Origin of the sequence: Colwellia sp. MB02u-9, assembly GCF_014077085.1 — a bacterium.
Classification (GTDB): Bacteria; Pseudomonadota; Gammaproteobacteria; order Enterobacterales; family Alteromonadaceae; genus Cognaticolwellia.
In genome coordinates this window covers 23,101-38,463 of sequence record NZ_JACGVF010000059.1, presented here as the reverse complement: position 1 = coordinate 38,463, position 15,363 = coordinate 23,101, and the positions used below count along the sequence as shown (strand labels likewise).

Genomic DNA, 15,363 nt, shown 5'->3' with positions numbered 1-15,363 from the left:
GCTGAAGTATTGATATTATTTTCTCGCTTGATACAAGGTGCGAGTTAAATCAAGATCACAACAGCCCATATTTTATTTTGGTAACTCAGATGTTAGTACCCAATAGTAGTTTAATTCCTTCATTTTTTTCGAAAAATCATCGAATTTCAGTGGTTTAGTAATATAGCCACTAGCACCTAAACGATAACACTCTTTTATTTCTGGCTCAGTTTTTGAGGTACTTATCATCACAACCGGAATACTGCACAGGTCATCATCGGCTTTCATTATTTTTAGCGTTTCAATACCGCCTTGCCTGGGCATTCTAATATCTAAAAAAACAATATCTGGACGGGTAAATTTACTCCTGTTCTCATAAGGTGCTGCGTTTTTTAGATAGGCAATAGCCTGCTCACCGTCCATGACATGTGCTATGGTATTTTTAATATTAAAATCGTTGAAAGCATCCATCATCAGCTCTGCATGATCGATATTGTCTTCCACCATTAATGCCGAAATAGGTTTAAAATCATCCACACTTGTCTCCTTGTTGGTTTGGGTTTTTTAAAGATAAATTAGCCCATTGTTGATACGTTAAATATTAATCTTTTTATGCTTCTTTTTTGAATTTAAGGGTGAATTTACTACCTACGCCTAATACTGAGTCTGCTTCGATACTGCCATCGTGGTGTGCAACGATTCGCTTAACGATACTTAAGCCTAAGCCAGAGCCTGAAAATTTATTACGGTTAGCTAGTCGATTAAACGGCGAAAATATTTTTTGGGCGTGTATTGGATCAAATCCAATGCCATTGTCCTGTAAAATAATATCAATATAATTACCATTGTCTTGCATCGTTATGTCAATTATTGGCCGATTACTATTGAACTTTATGCTGTTAGCGATAAGATTTTGGAACAGCAGTTGCAATAACGCAGGGTTGCCTGAAATGGTAGCAAGTTCGTTTGGCATATTAGCTTCAAAATCAATTTGCAGCGCGCTTTTTAGGGAGGCCACTACTTTTTTGACTACCAACTTCAAACAGACCGTTTCAAAGCTCTGGTTTACATAGCCAACCGATAAGTAACTTTGCAAGTCAGAAACTAAGTTTTGTACTTCTGAGGTACTTGTTTCAAGATAATCAAACCATTGTAATTCATCTGTTGTGCAACTGATTCTTTCCATCAAATCTGACTTTAACGCTCTGGATACACCTTTAATACGGTTAATGTGGCCATTGAAATCGTGCGATAAACTGTCACAGAATACTTGCATGTCTTGATTATATCCAGTGGTCTCCTGTTGGTGTCTGAAACGTTCAATAGCATACTGGCATGTCTTGTAGAGTAATTGTGCGGTCAGTTCGTCTTTAGATAGATAGTCTTGCACGCCCTTGTGAAGCAAGTTTTGGGCTATTTCAATGCTGTGTAGTGAGGTCAATGTTACCATAGGCAATGGATGGGTTTGTGAACTTAACCACTCTACTGTTTGTTCTATTGTTGAGTCAGGAAGCTGTAAGTCGCACAAGCAGATATCAAAGTGTTCAGAAAACAACAGTGATTTTCCGGCTGCTAAAGTGTCAGCTCGAACAACTTGAGCCTGTATTGCAGTAATAGACGCAAACGCATCTTCAATAATCTCAAAATGATCGGGGTTATCTTCTATTACTATCACTTTCATATTAGGTGTTATCCGTGGTCATTAATCCAAATACCTTGTACATAATTCAAACACAAAGCATTTACAAATCACATACAAAATATACACATATAAAGCGGTTTATATATAAAATATACTTAGACATTATCAACTTATATTGATAATGTCTAAACATATCACAACGAAAAATTTGTGTGAAATAGGCATTGAGCGATCTAAAGTACTACCCGTAATGGATCAGAATATATTTTGCGTATTTAGCCAAACCCAGCTTTAATTTTGAAAAAAAAGGCTTTCAATACACGCTTAATATGATCTGATTTTGCAAAAGTTTTAAACAGCCTTGTTAATAGGTTTTAAAGCAAATATACATACAGGGATGAGATCAAAAATGAAAATACTAATTGTTGATGATGACGAAATAGATATGGCGATCGTTAAAAGAGCGCTAACCTCGTCTTTGCAAAATAATTATGAAGTGAAATACGCCGACTCTGTTGCCAGCGGTCTTGCGATGATGGATGCCGAATCCTTCGACATTATTTTGCTGGATTATCACATGCCTGAAGTCAATGGCATTGAAATGATTATCGAAATACGTTCCCGCCCCAACTTAGGCAATACTGCCATCATTGTTATCAGTGCAGCGCAAGGCTCATCAATCGCGCTTAATTGCATTGAAGCGGGTGCACAAGACTTTATCCCTAAAAGTGATGTTTCATATATTAAACTCCATCAAGCGATTATTCATTCAACTAAGCGCTTTGAGATGGAACAAAGAATGCATCAAAGCTACCTAGCCGTAAAAAATATGGCGGAAAATGACCAGTTAACTGGCTTGCATAACCGTTACTATTTTGATGAGACACTTAAGTTCATGATTGCCAATAGCAAACGACTGAAGGTCTCAGTGGGCATGTTAGCGCTGGATTTAGACAACTTTAAGTACGTCAATGATACCTTAGGTCATGATGCAGGAGACCAATTATTGGTTGAATGGGTTGCTCGAGCCAAAAAATATCTCCGAGATAACGATGGCTTTGCACGACTCGGTGGTGACGAATTTGCTATCACCTTGGCGAATATACATTCGGTTGAAGAAGTTAACATGATTGGTAATCGCATCTTAAAGTCAGTGCAAAAACCTTTCTACATTGATGGCCAACGCATCAATTGCACGGTAAGTATTGGCGCCGCTTTGTATCCTAATGATGCTGATAGCCGTCATAAATTGGTCAAGTGTGCTGATATCGCGATGTACCGAGCAAAGCAAAACGGTAAAAACTCATTACGCTTTTATCAGTCACACTATCAGGATGAGTTGAACCGTCGCTTCTTAATCCAAAGTGAAATCAGTGACATTCTCAGAGAATCTTCGTTCAGGTTATTCTATCAACCGGTTTTTTCTGCCCATAACGAAAAAATACAAGGTGTCGAAGCGCTGATTAGATGGCCTGATACACCAAAATTTTATACCCCCGATGAGTTTATTCCTATTGCAGAGGAAACACGTTTAATTCATGACTTAGGACAGTGGGTTATTAATGCTGCCTTAACTGACTTGGCCTCATGGCAAAAGCGTTTTGATCCTAACTTTACCATGGCAATTAACATTTCAGCGCTGCAATTGCAGGATGCTCAATTGACGCAAAAAATTAAAAATAAAACCGAAGAGCATGGTATTTTTCCCGAAACCATTGTCTTAGAAATTACTGAAACAGCATTACTAGAAGATGACGAGGTGACGCGAGATACGCTGCATTCGCTTTCATCACTAGGCTTTAAAATTGCCTTAGACGACTTTGGTATGGGATTTTCCTCCATCGCCCATTTGAACAATTTCCCGATTGACATTGTTAAACTGGATAAATCACTACAGAAAAATGAATCGGATGCCAGCACTAAAAAATGTTTGTTGGAAGCGGTCACCCATATGCTGAAATTACTCAATTTTACCGTTGTTGCCGAGGGGATTGAAACAGACAGTCAGTTGGCTTTATGCCATAAGTTGAACATTGACAAAATACAAGGTTACTTACTGGGTCGGCCTATGCCAGCGGATTTGTTAGAGGCAAAGTTACTTGAACAAAGTTAATTACCCAAGCGGCGCTTTATCAGGTGACGCAATATTAAGCATACAAGTCAATACTAAACCGAGTGAACTAAAAAGATGAAATCAGCGGCAATACCCAATAATGAATTGGCTCGTCTAAACGCTTTGGATGAGTATAACATTTTAGATACGCTAGCAGAGCAGGCTTATGATCAGCTAACCGATCTAGCGTCTAGTGTTTGCGGTACACCCATTGCTTTGATTTCTTTAATTGATGAAAAGCGACAATGGTTTAAGTCTCATCACGGGCTTGACGCGCAAGAAACACCGCGCGAGATTGCTTTTTGCGCGCATGCTATTCACCATGATGAATTATTTGAAATACAAGACAGCCGCAAAGACCAGCGTTTTCATGATAACCCCTTAGTGACGGGGCCCACGCAAGTGATTTTTTATGCCGGAGCGCCTCTAGTAACACCTAGTGGCCTGCGATTAGGCACCTTGTGTGTTATCGACAATAAACCATCATCCTTGACCGCACTACAAAAAAAGCAGTTGATCATTATTGCTCAACAAGTGGTTACGCAATTAGAACTGAGAAAAGCGGGGCGAATTCAACATGATCTTTTGGCGCAATCACGGTCATTGGAGCAATCGCTGTTATTAACTAAAAGCTTAGAAGCAAAAAACAAAGAGCTAGAGCAGTTTGTCTATACCGTATCCCATGATTTGAAATCGCCTTTGGTGACCATCAATGGTTTCACCAGTATGTTAGCCAAAGAGTTATCAGCTCATACCACGGAAAAGCAGAAACATCGTTTTCAAAGAATACTTGAAAATTTAACTCATATGGGGGATTTGTTGACTAATTTATTAGAGCTTTCAAGAGTCATGAAAGCTGAAATAAGCAAAGCGCCGATTGATCTCACCACGCTGATTGAGCAAAATTGGCAAAGATTGATAACAGGGTACAAAGAGGTGGAGGTCGAATTGGTGTTAACCAAGCCGCTGCACGCCATCGGGGCTAATCAAACCCTGTTGTCTCAATGCATTGATAATTTGTTAAGTAATGCCATTCGGTACCGAAGTGCTGAGCGCGATTTAACATTAAAAATTCACACCGAAGAGTTGGAAGCTTCAGTCTCTTTGTTTATTAGTGACAATGGCATAGGCATAGCAAAAAGCGATCAAAAACGTGCTTTTAATGTCTTTGAGCAAATTAATCCAGGCCAAGGCACAGGTATTGGTTTGAGTCTAGTTAAAGCCGCCATGGAAAAACATAATGGCTCGGTAAGCTTAGTGTCTGAATTAGGTCAGGGTAGTTGCTTTGAACTGCGTTTCCCTAAAACGTAACCACTATCATTTTACTAATAACAATAACAATCAATTAAATAAGCCATAAAAGGAATGCAGATGAACGAATGGTTGCAACAATTCGCTAACCCCAATTTTATGCCTCACGGACACTGTTACCTTTGGCGACCTGACATATTATGGACCCACGTTACAGCCGATATCACCATTGGTGTTGCGTATTATCTGATCACCCTTATTATCGGTATATTGCTGTATAAACGCAAAGAAAGCGTGCCACACAAAGACATATTTGCCTTATTTATGGCGTTTATTTTCTTTTGTGGTACCACACATTTTGTGGCGATTTATGTCACTTGGTATCCCGCTTATGAATATCAAGGTTGGATAAAAGCCTTGACCGCTTTTACCTCTATTTTAACCGCGATTGTCTTGGCGCCTAAACTACCTCAGCTTATCCGATTACCAGGTGTGGAAGTCAAATATCATAGCGCTATGGCAGAGCTTGAAGTGATAAAACAAAAAAACAAGCAAATGAGCTCAATTTATTCAGTCACACTTGACCGAGAGGATCGGATACTTGAGTTGAAAAAAGAAGTGAATGCGCTAATGAGCGAACTCGATCGAGCAAAGAGCTACGATGTTTAATGAAAAAAAATACTTATGCTAAAGCTATTTATGCTGAGCCATTATTGTCAGGAGTATAAATGAATACCAAAAATGCTGTACTGACTACCTTGCTGTTGTTCTTTATCACACTTGAAGTGCTAATTGCCCTAGATTATGAGTCAAAACAAAAAGAGTTAAATCAAAAGCGCGTTGCGATTTATACAGAGATCAATGAACTTAAAAGCCAGATTGGCTTCGTTGGTTTAATCGATAATTTTAAAAACGCTATTTTGCGCGCTGAAGATAGCCTCTATATCGACAAAGCTTCGGAAAATTTACGTGTAGCCACCATTCAATTGTATAAGATTGAGCTGCAAGGTGGGTTAATCCTTGGCGAGCTAAAAATGCCAGGGACTAGAGATATGCTGACAGCTTACCGAGAACGCTTAACTTTGCTGCCTAGTTTACTTGATAAAAATACCAACGTGCGTGAACTTGGTCGTTATTTGAGTTACGACGACGAACCGTCTCATTTGGAAATAGAAGCGATATACCAGAAACTTTCTGCCTTATTTGCAAGCCAATTGTCTGATTTACTCGATCGAAGCTTTAAGTTGGGTTTATTGGTGATGGTTGCCTTGTTACTCACCTTAGTGGCCATAATCCGATTTTTCTTTAAAAAGCAACAAGCAGCCCTCGAGCTAAGTAAGGCGCTCAATGTCAAAATGGAAAGTCACGAAATTGATATGGCACGTTCACAAGCCATTTTATTGAGTGTGATGCAAGATGTGGAAAAAGAAAAACGTCAGGCTACCACACTTAATAAAAAATTAATCAATAAGAACAAGCAGATGGAGCAGTTCATCTACACCGTGTCTCACGATCTTAAATCACCTTTAGTTACCATCGCAGCATTTAGCCAAAAGTTGCAAGCAGAACTTGTTGATACCTTGACAGAAAAGCAAAGCTATCGATTGAACCGTATTATACAAAATGCTGATAACATGGAACTACTATTAGCCGATTTACTCGACTTATCTCGTATAGTACAACAAGCTATTACCACAGCTAATGTCGATGTTAACGTCGTGATTCAACAGCAATGTCTTGCTTTAGAAGAAGCGATTGGAGAAGCGAATGCGAGGATCAATGTTGCTAAAAATTTAGCTCCCGTGAGTGCGAATGAGCGCTTACTCTCTGAAGTAATATTAAATTTATTAAGTAACGCACTACGTTACTTAGAGCCTGCCCGCCCTTTAATTATTGAGATATTTACCACAAAAACTTCGTCTGCTACCACCCTTCATATCAAGGACAATGGCATAGGTATTGACCCAAAATATCACCAATTAATTTTTGATCTATTTGAAAAATTATCCACTACAAAAGGCAGTGGGGTTGGCTTGACGATCGTGAAAACAATTATGGATAAGCACAAGGGGCGGGTGTTAATTGAATCTCAACTGGGCGAAGGATGTTGTGTTTCTGTTAAATTTCCCAATGTTGAGCAAAATACAAATACAATAGCTAGCTGAAAATGCTTGATGAGTTTTTGATCACCAAGCAGCAATTAACCGTCTGAATAATAGCTTAAATTTCGATGATGATTTCAAGTGTTTGGCACAAAAACGCTTTAAATAACTTAAGTCATATCTTGCTGAATATTTACTTTAGCGCCTAGTTTTCTGCTAAATAGAGTATCGCGATCCACCTTAGATTTATACTCGATGAATCCCTTAACTCTTGATTTTCAACATAAAAAACTTTAACATGATGTTTTTATTAGATAAAATATTTAATGCTAGAAAGCCTTTAACTCATATTGTTAAAGGCTTTCTAGCATTTATTTAAGGTATTATGGCGTTAAGTAATAGTACGTCTTTTTCGACAAATGTTGATCAGCCCTTTAGTTGAGCCATCCATATCTAAAGGTATATCAATATTTGACAGCTTACTAAATATGTCATTCCCGAGCGCTTTGCCTAATTCTACACCCCATTGATCAAATGAGTTTATTTGCCAGATAACGCCTTGAACAAATACTTTATGCTCGTACAGGGCAATTAAGCTACCTAAAGCTTTCGGGGTTAATTTTGGCATTAAGATGGTGTTACTGGGTTTATTGCCTTTCATGACTTTATGAGATGATAAGTAACTTATCTCATCGGTGCTGCATTTTGCTTTGGTCATCGCGGCAATAACTTGTTCTTCAGTTTGACCTTCCATTAACGCTTGGCTTTGTCCCAAACAGTTGGCAATTAACATGTCATGATGATCTGAAATATCAACATGAGGGTTAAGCGGAAGAATAAAGTCGACCGGTATAGGCGTTTTACTTTGATGAATTAATTGATGAAAAGAATGCTGTCCATTGGTTCCTTCACTACCCCAAATAATAGGGCCGGTATCGTAGTTGGTTTCTTTATTATCTAAGTTGACCGATTTACCGTTACTTTCCATATCCAGTTGTTGTATGTATGCCGGTAAACCACGTAAATAGTGGTAGTAGGGCAGTAATACTTGCGATTGTGCACCATGGAAATTTCTATACCAAATACCTAATAGTGCCATAATTACCGGCATATTTTCTTCAAATGGTGCTTGTCTAAAATGTTCATCCATTTCAAAGGCGCCATGTAAAAACGCTAAGTAGTTATCAAAGCCAATACCCATAGCAAGCGGTAAACCAATGGCTGACCAAATAGAATATCGTCCACCGACCCAATCCCACATGGGAAAGATATTTTTTTCATTGATACCAAAACTTTTAGCCGCTTCAATATTAGCCGATACACAAGCAAAGTTATGTTGAATATCACTGAATTTGGCTTGTTTTAAAAACCATTCTTTCGCCGTTTCAGTATTTCTTAGAGTTTCTTGGGTGGTTAATGTTTTTGATGAGGTGATCACCAAGGTTGTTGCTGGATCTAAACCCGACAGCACATCATGAATATGACAACCATCCACATTGGCGACATAATGTACATTCAAGTGTTTTTGACGATATGGCTTTAAGGCTTCAGACATAATTTTAGGCCCTAAAAATGAGCCGCCAATACCAATAGCAACAATATCTTTAAAAGCCTTGCCGCTATAACCTTTGGTAACGCCCGAGGAAACATCATTCACAAAACCTTTGATTTTTTCTAAGGTGTCATTGACCAAGGGCATAATATTCTCGCCATCAACATACACCGGCTCATTAGAAAAATTACGTAAGGCGGTATGTAACACTGGGCGATTTTCAGTGGTATTTATTGGCGCGCCAGAAAACATTTTTTCTATTTTTTCATCTACACCGCACTGTTTCGCCAAATCAACAAGCAAGTTCTTTGTTTCTGGTACCAAATGATTCTTGGAGTAATCTAAGGTTAATCCTGCTGCGGTGATGGTGAATTTATCAAAGCGTTCAGGGTCAATACGAAATAAAGATTTTAAGTGTATTATTTTGCTGTCTAAATAATGAATTTGTAAGTTTTGCCATGCCAGTGAATTAGTTAACATGTGTAATAAGCCTTTCTAATAAAATTTAAGTTTTTTCAAAAAATGGAGTCGTGAACAAAAATGATTTTTGCTGACGACAACAGTGCTATCTATTCAATGTTAGTGCTATTGGCTTTAACAAGCCAAAACGCTAATCTAATTTACTGAGCACTGCTTGATGAGTCGGTGGTTGGCAACCTATTTTTGAGACGTTAATCGCCGCCGCCAAAGAGCCAAATTTTAACGCGTAAGCTAAGTCTTCCTGTTTTGCTGACGGTGTTAGCGCATTATCACGAAGTAATTGAGCTAGCATCGCTGAAAAGAAAGTATCTCCGGCACCTACGGTATCGCCCATAGGCACAGCTTTAAATACATCTTGCTTAATATTTAGGGTTTCGGTAATAAAGTGCGCACCCTGTTCACCTAAGGTTAGTACCACCATGCCGTTGGTCATCTGCTTAAGCATAGCGCTAGCGAGATGTTCTGGATCACCCGTTAAATCTTGCAATTGTAAGTCTTCATCACTGACTTTTACAATGTCGGCAAAGGTGAAAAATTGTGCAATGGCGGCAACATATTTACCGTGGTCAATTTCAACACCTTTACGGACATTGACATCGATACTAATTTTTACGCCTCTAGATTTCAGCACGGTCATCACCGGAATTAACACCTCAAGCATTCCAGGCACGAGTGCTAAAGAACCGGTATGAAAAAGATCTAAATCTTTTGGCAGCATGTCTAAAAGCTGCTCAGCGCTAATATCTAAGTCAGCAACTGACTTACGATACAAGCTGTAGTCTGGGTTACCTTGTTCATCTTTATACACTAACGCTAACGAGGTTTTTTGCATCGAGCGGTTATTAACCGGGATATTGATACCTTCTTTGACGGCAGACTGGTAAATTTTATCGCCAAATATATCAGTTGAAATAGGTGATAAGTAACTACAGTCAAGTCCCTGTCTAGAAAAGCTTCTTGCTACATTATAGGGAGATCCACCAATAAAAGGACGGTAATCGTCATTTTCTTGCTCGATCATATCAAAAAGCGCTTCACCGAAAACAGCTACTTTAAATGTCATGTTAATTCCTTTCATTTACCTGTTGCGGGTTTGTTAAAACACAACAGGTTAGTTTTAATTGTTAATGTGCTGAAATCGGCATTGTGAGGTGAAACAGCAATATAAATACCGTCGATTTTAATCTATGCTTAATAAGCGTTCAGCTGTGTATTCATTGGTGATTAAGCCATTGATTAATTTAGATCTAAGTGCTCCTAGTATGGCAAATACCTTTTCTTCACCAGCGGCAATAGCATATACCGCCTTGTCAGAGTTTATTTTTAAAGGCGTACTAGCAACCCGTTGGTTAACGGAGCAGTCAATCAAATTACCCTTGATATCTAGAATCCAACTAATTAACTCACCGACAGCACCTTTGGTTTGTAACTCTTTGAGTTCTTTTGGGGTAACAAAACCATCGATATAAAGTGGAGAATTAATAGCTAAATTACCAACGCCAACAAAAGTAACATCAGCTTGCGCGGCTAACTTTAAATTATTAGCGACATAATGTTGCGCGTGCAACTGCTCTTTTTCTTCTTTACTATTGGGAAGTACCGGTAATGGCATAGGGTAATGCTTAGCGTTAATTTGTTCAGCCATACGCATAACAACATCGTATGAAGAGGCTGAACCATCAGAAGCCATATTACCCAATAGCGCCACTATTTGATGTTGTTCACAGTTCAATAAGGAGAGTTCTTCTACACAAGCGCGTAAAACTCGGCCTGTTCCCATCGCTATCACTTTGGGCTCAGATGATTTTAAGTGCATTTCTATTTCCTGAGCACCTGCTTGAGCAAGCCCTAAGGTAGATGACGGTACACCATCGTCACTTGGCACCACAATACAAGATTTTAAGCCAAAGCGATTTCTGAGCTTTACTTGAAGATCCATGCACTTAGCTATTGGATGTTCTAGCCTGACTTTAATCAAGCCTTCGCTAACCGATAACGCCACCATGCGTTGTGCAGATTGACGCGAGACATTAAGCTTTTTGGCGATTTCTTCTTGTGTATTACCGGCAACATAATATAACCAACCGGCTTTAGCTGCATCGTCTAGCTTTCTTGTTTCTGCATTAGATCGCTTTAACATGGTTTACCTCTCGATTTTAAATGATGAACTTAGCGAAGGTACCTGTTCAAACAACTGGTTCCAATGTCCTATTGTACTAACACCCTCGAGTATTTGAGTAGCGCTATCTTTATTTTTTAAATGACTAGCCCCAACATATCGGATGACATGCATGTTGGCTGCAAGTGCAGCACGGATACCCGCGTTGGAATCTTCTATCACTAAACAGTTTTGCGGTGCTACGCCCATTTTTTTCGCCGCATGTAAAAATAAATCTGGTGCGGGTTTGCCATTTTTTACTTCAGAGGACGTAAATACCTGGCCGTCAAAATACTGTTCAAGTTTGGTATAATGCAGTGAGTGTTTTACTTTCTCTGGACTGCCACTGGTAGCAACACAACTGTCGACATTAAGTTGAGATAATAGCCATTGCAAATGATCCGTCTGTTGGAGCTCAGCGGCAAACACCTCTATCAAGGCTGCTCGATAACGTTGGCGAAATTCACTGGTTAAAATAACCGCAAAGTCGGCGAGAACTTTAGCGGTAACATGCTCAAAATTAAACCCTAAGAAGTGAGTAAGAAAATAATCCTCTGACACCACCACACCGATTTCTTCAAGCATATTAAGTAATACGCGCTGGCTTAATATTTCACTATCGACTAAGACTCCGTCGCAATCAAAGATGACTAAATTTATCGAGTTATGCCGAGATAAAGCCATAGATTCAGTCATCTTTGTTTTTCCTATTGTGTGGTTATTTTAAATACTTCTCTAGAGTAGCAAGAGTACCGATATCCCAAAGCATTTCCAACCAAAAGGTAAAGTTTTTAGTAAAGTTGTCATCATTACTAAGATTACCAAAGATATCATTCATTTGTAAAAATACTGACGGGTCTTCTTTGGCTAGAGTCGCTTGTGTTATTAACCTTGTTGCTTGTGGATCATCAAGCGTAAAGTTATTGTCAACATTACCGCCTTCAAAACAAAGTCGGCACCATAAAGCCACCACAAGCGCGAGGCCTTTACCGTCTTTATTATTTGCTATATTGGCGGCTATTATGGGTAGAATAAACTTAGGTAAGCGGTTTGATGCATCTTGGCAAAGCCTAGGCACGGTATCGCGTATCTCTGGATTAGCAAATCTAGCTTCGATAATGGCAAAATAATCATCAAAACTAACCCCAGGTACCGGTGCAAGTGTTGGGATAATTTCTTCACTGACCAGCTTTTTAAGGTATTTACTGATCAAGGGATCGGCCATCACGTCATGCACAAAAGCAATATTTAACAGCGCGGCAGGGTAGGCAATAGCGGCATGACCGCCATTAAGAATGCGCAATTTCATTAATTCAAATGGTGCGACATCGTCAACAAATTCAACGCCTACTTGCTCTAAAGGTGGGCGACCATTGACAAAGTTATCTTCTAATACCCATTGTCTGAACGGTTCACAAAAAACCGGCGCTTGGTCTTCAATATCAAACAATGTGGTTAAACGTTCACGCTCTTGAGCTGACGTTGCAGGCGTAATACAGTCAACCATCGAGTTTGGAAACGTCACATGAGTGTTGATCCACAAGGCTAGTTCTGGGTCAATCGCATTGGCCATTTCATTAACCACACGTTGCACTACACGACCATTATGTGGAATGTTGTCACAAGACATGACCGTAAAAGGGGCTATTTCTTGTGCTCGGCGAATTTTAAGTGCCGCAATAATTAAACCAAATACGGTTGAAGGTGAGTCGATATTGGCAATATCGGCTTGAATTTCTGGATGAGCCAGGTTAAAAGCACCTGTTTTGTCATCCATAAAGTAACCACCTTCAGTAATGGTTAATGAAACGATTCGAATTTCACTTTCACTGAGCGCCGCAATTAACGTGGCGGCGTCATTTTCAATAAAATCGATCATCGATGCAGTAACTTGAGCGGTCAGGTTATTATCATCTAATTCAACAACCGTTGTTAACCAGTCTTGTTGTTTAAGTTTATCTCGCATCGCCGCATCGTATGACTTAATGCCAGCACCGCGAATAGCCCAATCGTGAGCCGTTCCTGTGTTAAATAATTTGTGCATATACATAGCTTGATGCGCACGATGAAAATTACCGACACCGATATGAATGATGCCTGGCGACAAAGATTCTCTACTATAGTGAGGTTTTTCAACCTTACTTGGCAGTGTATCTAGGGTTTGATTGTTTAGCTTAATTGACATATATAACTGCTCTTAGGTATTCAACCGGCTAAATAGCAACAAGGCTAGCGTGTTGTTGAGGCAAAGTGATACCTGCGGCATCAAAATGTAGCATCTTGTTTTCTACGGCACTTAAATAAATATTGTCGCCATAAACATAAGGGCAATCGCCACCGGCTTTTACGGTAAAGGTGGCTTTACCTTCAACATGCACATGTAAAAAAGTTTCAGAGCCAAGATGTTCGATAACCCCTACTTTTCCAGGCCAGGTACCTGACGTTGTTGATATAGTAATATGCTCAGGTCTTATGCCTAAGCAACAAGTGGCATCGGTAGCCGTTGGCTCAACATCTATAAAGTTCATTTTTGGCGAGCCAATAAAACCCGCCACAAATTTATTCACTGGCGTGTTGTAAAGCTCAAGTGGGCTACCCACTTGCTCGATGATGCCGGCATTAAATACCGCAATACGATCGGCCATTGTCATGGCTTCTACCTGATCATGGGTAACATAAATCATGGTCGTGGCGAGGGTTTTATGCAGCTCAGAAATCTCTAAACGCATATTGACCCGCAAAGACGCATCTAAATTAGATAAGGGCTCATCGAATAAAAAAGCAGAAGGCTGACGCACGATGGCACGACCAATAGCAACACGTTGGCGTTGACCGCCAGATAATTGCCCTGGTTTACGGTCAAGGTAATCAGATAGGTTTAATGTTTTGGTGACACTTGCTATTTTTTTCTCAATCTCTTCTTTGCTAACTTTCGCACGCTTTAAGGGAAAAGCGATATTGTTGCGCACCGACATATGAGGGTACAAAGCATAAGATTGAAACACCATAGCTAGCCCTCTTTTAGCCGGTGGGGTATCAGTCGCATCTTGGCCATCAATTTCTATGTTGCCGCTGGTGGTGTCTTCTAAGCCCGCAATCATTCTTAATAAGGTGGATTTGCCACAGCCTGACGGCCCCACAAAGACAATAAACTCACCATCTTTAATGGCTAAATCAATCGGTTTAATGACGCTAACATCACCAAAATCTTTTGTTACTTGTTTTAAATTAATACTGCCCATTTTGAAATTTCCTATTTAACGGCGCCGAAACTTAATCCACGCACTAATTGTTTTTGACTAAACCAACCCAATATCAGGATCGGCACTATCGCCATCATTGACGCGGCAGACAACTTGGCATAAAACAAACCTTCGGGGCTTGAATAGCTAGCTATAAAGGCCGTTAATGGCGCGGCGTCGGCGGCGGTTAAAATCAGCGTCCAAAAAGCTTCGTTCCACGCTAAAATTACCGTTAACAATAATGTTGATGCGATACCTGGCAAAGCGATAGGCAAGAGTACATACCAAATTTCCTCAGCAATATTGGCCCCATCCATGCGTGATGCTTCAAGCACTTCACTGGGGATTTCTCTGAAATAGGTGTAGAGCATCCACACCATGATAGGTAAGTTAATTAAGGTCATCACAATCACCAAACCTACTTTAGTATCGAGTAAACCAAAATCACGAAACAACAAGTAAATGGGAATAAGCACGCCCACCGGCGGTAACATTTTGGTTGAAAGCATCCACATTAATAAATGTTTAGTGCGTTTCGTTTGTACAAATGCCATGGACCAAGCCGCAGGGATAGCAATGAGTAGCCCTAAAATACTTGACCCTAGTGAAATCACTATAGAATTCCAAAAGTGGTTAAAGTAAGGCGATCGGGCTAATACCTCTTCATAATTCTCTAGCGTCCAGTCAAACATAAATAAGCTTGGGCTAGCAGAGATAGCTTCCGCTTCTGTTTTAAAGCTAGTGATCAAGGTCCATAATATGGGGAAAAATATTAAGCTACTGATCGTCCAAGCTAAAAAGGTATAAATAATTTTTGATCTATGACTATTTTTTATCGACATCG

The 15,363-nt window shown here is 39.7% G+C and carries 13 protein-coding genes; 4 read left to right on the top strand and 9 right to left on the bottom strand.

What is annotated here, in order from left to right:
* Positions 1–72 precede the first annotated feature (72 nt).
* Both H4J65_RS00610 and H4J65_RS00605 read right to left on the bottom strand, forming a co-directional pair.
* Positions 73–516 carry a response regulator gene (locus H4J65_RS00610; RefSeq protein ID WP_182194181.1) on the bottom strand — a complete coding sequence of 148 codons (444 nt, stop codon included), beginning with the start codon at positions 514–516 and terminating at the stop codon, positions 73–75.
* A gap of 73 nt (positions 517–589) precedes the next feature.
* Positions 590–1,660 (bottom strand): ATP-binding protein, encoded by a 1,071-nt coding sequence (locus H4J65_RS00605; protein ID WP_182194178.1) that lies wholly within the window; start codon positions 1,658–1,660, stop codon positions 590–592.
* Positions 1,661–2,030: 370 nt separating this feature from the next.
* On the opposite strand from H4J65_RS00605, the gene H4J65_RS00600 reads away from it, so the two are divergent.
* The 4 genes from H4J65_RS00600 to H4J65_RS00585 all read left to right on the top strand — a co-directional run bounded on the left by H4J65_RS00600 (position 2,031) and on the right by H4J65_RS00585 (position 7,150).
* Positions 2,031–3,734 (top strand): GGDEF domain-containing response regulator, encoded by a 1,704-nt coding sequence (locus H4J65_RS00600; RefSeq protein WP_182194174.1) that lies wholly within the window; start codon positions 2,031–2,033, stop codon positions 3,732–3,734.
* 75 nt (positions 3,735–3,809) lie between these two features.
* The gene (locus H4J65_RS00595; RefSeq protein WP_182194171.1) at positions 3,810–5,045 is read left to right on the top strand and encodes an ATP-binding protein; all 1,236 of its coding nucleotides are present in this window, start codon (positions 3,810–3,812) and stop codon (positions 5,043–5,045) included.
* A 60-nt stretch (positions 5,046–5,105) separates the two neighbouring features.
* On the top strand, positions 5,106–5,654 hold the full coding sequence (locus H4J65_RS00590) for a hypothetical protein (protein ID WP_182135239.1): 549 nt from the start codon (positions 5,106–5,108) through the stop codon (positions 5,652–5,654).
* Positions 5,655–5,713: 59 nt separating this feature from the next.
* Positions 5,714–7,150, top strand: coding sequence for an ATP-binding protein (locus tag H4J65_RS00585; protein ID WP_182194168.1), 1,437 nt, complete (start codon positions 5,714–5,716; stop codon positions 7,148–7,150).
* 328 nt (positions 7,151–7,478) lie between these two features.
* On the opposite strand, the gene pgi is transcribed toward H4J65_RS00585, so the two are convergent.
* From pgi to H4J65_RS00550, 7 genes are all read right to left on the bottom strand, one after another.
* Positions 7,479–9,119 (bottom strand): glucose-6-phosphate isomerase, encoded by a 1,641-nt coding sequence (pgi, locus tag H4J65_RS00580; protein WP_182194164.1) that lies wholly within the window; start codon positions 9,117–9,119, stop codon positions 7,479–7,481.
* Positions 9,120–9,249: 130 nt separating this feature from the next.
* Complete coding sequence (locus H4J65_RS00575) at positions 9,250–10,182, bottom strand: carbohydrate kinase (RefSeq protein WP_182194161.1); 933 nt, start codon at positions 10,180–10,182, stop codon at positions 9,250–9,252.
* Between the two features lie 117 nt (positions 10,183–10,299).
* Positions 10,300–11,259 (bottom strand): sugar-binding transcriptional regulator, encoded by a 960-nt coding sequence (locus H4J65_RS00570; protein ID WP_182135246.1) that lies wholly within the window; start codon positions 11,257–11,259, stop codon positions 10,300–10,302.
* Between the two features lie 3 nt (positions 11,260–11,262).
* On the bottom strand, positions 11,263–11,973 hold the full coding sequence (locus H4J65_RS00565) for an HAD family phosphatase (protein WP_182194156.1): 711 nt from the start codon (positions 11,971–11,973) through the stop codon (positions 11,263–11,265).
* A gap of 22 nt (positions 11,974–11,995) precedes the next feature.
* On the bottom strand, positions 11,996–13,462 hold the full coding sequence (locus H4J65_RS00560; RefSeq protein WP_182194153.1) for a mannitol dehydrogenase family protein: 1,467 nt from the start codon (positions 13,460–13,462) through the stop codon (positions 11,996–11,998).
* Between the two features lie 28 nt (positions 13,463–13,490).
* A complete protein-coding gene (locus H4J65_RS00555; RefSeq protein WP_182194149.1) occupies positions 13,491–14,519 on the bottom strand; it encodes an ABC transporter ATP-binding protein in 1,029 nt (342 codons plus the stop codon).
* Positions 14,520–14,530: 11 nt separating this feature from the next.
* Positions 14,531–15,361: a carbohydrate ABC transporter permease gene (locus tag H4J65_RS00550; RefSeq protein ID WP_182135254.1), complete on the bottom strand. Its 831-nt coding sequence runs from the start codon at positions 15,359–15,361 to the stop codon at positions 14,531–14,533.
* Positions 15,362–15,363: the final 2 nt, after the last annotated feature.

What these genes read in the sequence shown, in the direction of transcription:
- H4J65_RS00590 (WP_182135239.1), top strand. Translation starts at nt 5,106, where the DNA reads ATGAACGAATGGTTGCAACAATTCGCTAACCCCAATTTTATGCCTCAC.
- H4J65_RS00575 (WP_182194161.1), bottom strand. Translation starts at nt 10,182, where the DNA reads ATGACATTTAAAGTAGCTGTTTTCGGTGAAGCGCTTTTTGATATGATC.
- H4J65_RS00560 (WP_182194153.1), bottom strand. Translation starts at nt 13,462, where the DNA reads ATGTCAATTAAGCTAAACAATCAAACCCTAGATACACTGCCAAGTAAG.
- H4J65_RS00595 (WP_182194171.1), top strand. Translation starts at nt 3,810, where the DNA reads ATGAAATCAGCGGCAATACCCAATAATGAATTGGCTCGTCTAAACGCT.
- H4J65_RS00605 (WP_182194178.1), bottom strand. Translation starts at nt 1,660, where the DNA reads ATGAAAGTGATAGTAATAGAAGATAACCCCGATCATTTTGAGATTATT.
- H4J65_RS00550 (WP_182135254.1), bottom strand. Translation starts at nt 15,361, where the DNA reads ATGTCGATAAAAAATAGTCATAGATCAAAAATTATTTATACCTTTTTA.
- H4J65_RS00555 (WP_182194149.1), bottom strand. Translation starts at nt 14,519, where the DNA reads ATGGGCAGTATTAATTTAAAACAAGTAACAAAAGATTTTGGTGATGTT.
- H4J65_RS00585 (WP_182194168.1), top strand. Translation starts at nt 5,714, where the DNA reads ATGAATACCAAAAATGCTGTACTGACTACCTTGCTGTTGTTCTTTATC.
- H4J65_RS00565 (WP_182194156.1), bottom strand. Translation starts at nt 11,973, where the DNA reads ATGACTGAATCTATGGCTTTATCTCGGCATAACTCGATAAATTTAGTC.
- pgi (WP_182194164.1), bottom strand. Translation starts at nt 9,119, where the DNA reads ATGTTAACTAATTCACTGGCATGGCAAAACTTACAAATTCATTATTTA.
- H4J65_RS00570 (WP_182135246.1), bottom strand. Translation starts at nt 11,259, where the DNA reads ATGTTAAAGCGATCTAATGCAGAAACAAGAAAGCTAGACGATGCAGCT.
- H4J65_RS00600 (WP_182194174.1), top strand. Translation starts at nt 2,031, where the DNA reads ATGAAAATACTAATTGTTGATGATGACGAAATAGATATGGCGATCGTT.